The organism is Paenibacillus phytorum, assembly GCF_013141715.1.
Taxonomy (GTDB): Bacteria; Bacillota; Bacilli; order Paenibacillales; family NBRC-103111; genus Paenibacillus_E; species Paenibacillus_E phytorum.
Window position 1 is genome coordinate 1 of record NZ_WHOA01000045.1, and the last position, 1834, is coordinate 1834.

A 1834-nucleotide genomic window follows, 5' to 3' on the forward strand; every position below is an offset into this window, starting at 1 on the left:
ACGATAGTACAATCAAAGCAGCCTGTCTGCATTATCTGGCAGGCTGTTCAGCTAAACCAGCTAATATTGAAGATGGTAAACTGATTTTATTCATACCAAATAACCCTCCAATCTGGAATTGGAAGGTTTTTAATGGCGACGGATAAAAGCGGTGAGGAAGCAACGAAGTTGTTTCGCGAAGCTTTGCGGCAGTTTTGGCGGCGTCTCACATAAACGGCAAATCAAACTCGTCGTTGAATTCTTCCGTCAGCACGTCGACCGGCACCGTCTGCTCCTCGTCTGGCCTGTCGAGCGTATGAATTCTCGCCGTCCCGGCTCCCACGTTTACATGTTCAATGAACACAGGCACGCCGAAGTACGACACGAATTTTACATCCGGAGAATCGGCGATCATCTTCGCTCTGTACGCTTCCATGATATCATCACCTCTCGTACAGTATTTGCAAGGGGCATGCTGCTTATCCGCGCGAACCTGTAATTGTCGGTTAATTAGAATATAGTTTGAATCAAGTCCGCGTAAATCGCGGGCTATTTCTTTTAACGGATCAAGTTCTTGTCAAAAGTTGATGTCAAGAACATTATCCGATTCCCGACTAGTGATAAGAACATTGTCCGAATTCCGGGGAGGGCAGGGCGTCTGCCGCGAGCCAGTTTCTGAAGGGATTGTACCAGGCCGTAATGAAATGGGACTAGCCGAAACGAAGCCGGTCGCAAAACGAGGTTAAACAAATTCGAAGCGATCTCGCCGCGGAACATCTATTGGCGGCCTTGTTCCGCTAACGGGCAGGATAGTCCCAATATGTGGTATTATTTTAGCATAATAGGATGACGAAAAATTTATAACAAAGGTGTGCTCAGGAGCCGAAATGGTAGCAAGCGAAAGCGGGTCAACTGATTTTCTAATTAACTAATGCCTAGCTCTGCACGATGGATGGATTGGAATTTTTATTCTGAGTTGCGTCATCTGACATTCAAAAAAAATTTTCTCATGATGTAGAAATTCATCGAACTGGATCGTCATTATAGTGAAGACATGAAACAACCCCATTATTAATGTTGAGAGGAGCAATAACCATGAATTACACACTGCTAATGTATGAAACGACGGAGGATTTCGCCAAACGAAACGATCCGATTCACAAGGAGGCATATGCCGCAAGCTGGGCCCATTATGTCAAAGCGATGCTCGATTCAGGCATTGTTGTAAACGGTGCAGGTCTCGAGGCCCCCGAAACCGCAACCACGCTTAGCCTCAGGGGTGGTGAATTGCTGGTTCAGGATGGCCCGATCACCGAAACCAAGGAACATCTTGGCGGTTTGATGATCATCGACGTGCCAGATTTGGACACCGCATTGGAATGGGCAGCACGTTGTCCCGGCAGCTCGGTTGAGGTTCGCCCTAACTTGCATCCAGTTTCGTTATGAGCGCCATGCATGCTCATCAACTGATTGAACAGACGGCCCGTGATTCCTACGGCCGTCTGGTTGCTTTTCTGGCTGTGCGCTGGCGTGACCTAGCCGCAGCGGAGGATGCGCTTGCCGACGCTTTCCTGGCCGCGCTGGAATCATGGCCTGCGACCGGAGTGCCGGATAATCCCGAGGCCTGGCTGCTTACTGCTGCGCAGCGCAGACTGATCGACGGTACCCGGCATGCCCGAGTGCATGCCGGTGCGGAGCAGACTTTGATCGCAATGGCGAAAAATACGCAGCAATGGGCCGAACTCGAAGCGTCTTTTCCGGATGAACGGCTCAAGATGCTGTTTATTTGCGCCCATCCCGAAATTGATCCTGTCGTGCGTACACCGCTCATGCTCCAGTCCGTGCTTGGCCTTGA

At 49.8% G+C, this 1834-nt stretch carries 4 protein-coding genes; 3 read left to right on the forward strand and 1 reads right to left on the reverse strand.

What is annotated here, in order from left to right; genetic code table 11:
• Positions 1 to 205: 205 nt before the first annotated feature.
• Positions 206 to 415 (reverse strand): H-type small acid-soluble spore protein, encoded by a 210-nt coding sequence (locus GC098_RS07315; RefSeq protein ID WP_171642401.1) that lies wholly within the window; start codon positions 413 to 415, stop codon positions 206 to 208.
• Positions 416 to 566: 151 nt separating this feature from the next.
• Between GC098_RS07315 and GC098_RS07320 the strand changes: the two genes are divergently transcribed.
• The 3 genes from GC098_RS07320 to GC098_RS07330 form a co-directional block, all read left to right on the forward strand.
• On the forward strand, positions 567 to 725 hold the full coding sequence (locus GC098_RS07320) for a hypothetical protein (RefSeq protein WP_171642402.1): 159 nt from the start codon (positions 567 to 569) through the stop codon (positions 723 to 725).
• A 328-nt stretch (positions 726 to 1053) separates the two neighbouring features.
• Complete coding sequence (locus tag GC098_RS07325) at positions 1054 to 1425, forward strand: YciI family protein (protein WP_246358480.1); 372 nt, start codon at positions 1054 to 1056, stop codon at positions 1423 to 1425.
• Positions 1422 to 1834 (forward strand): sigma factor (locus GC098_RS07330; protein ID WP_281366924.1); only part of this gene is annotated, 413 nt, incomplete at its 3' end. The genes GC098_RS07325 and GC098_RS07330, both read left to right, overlap by 4 nt.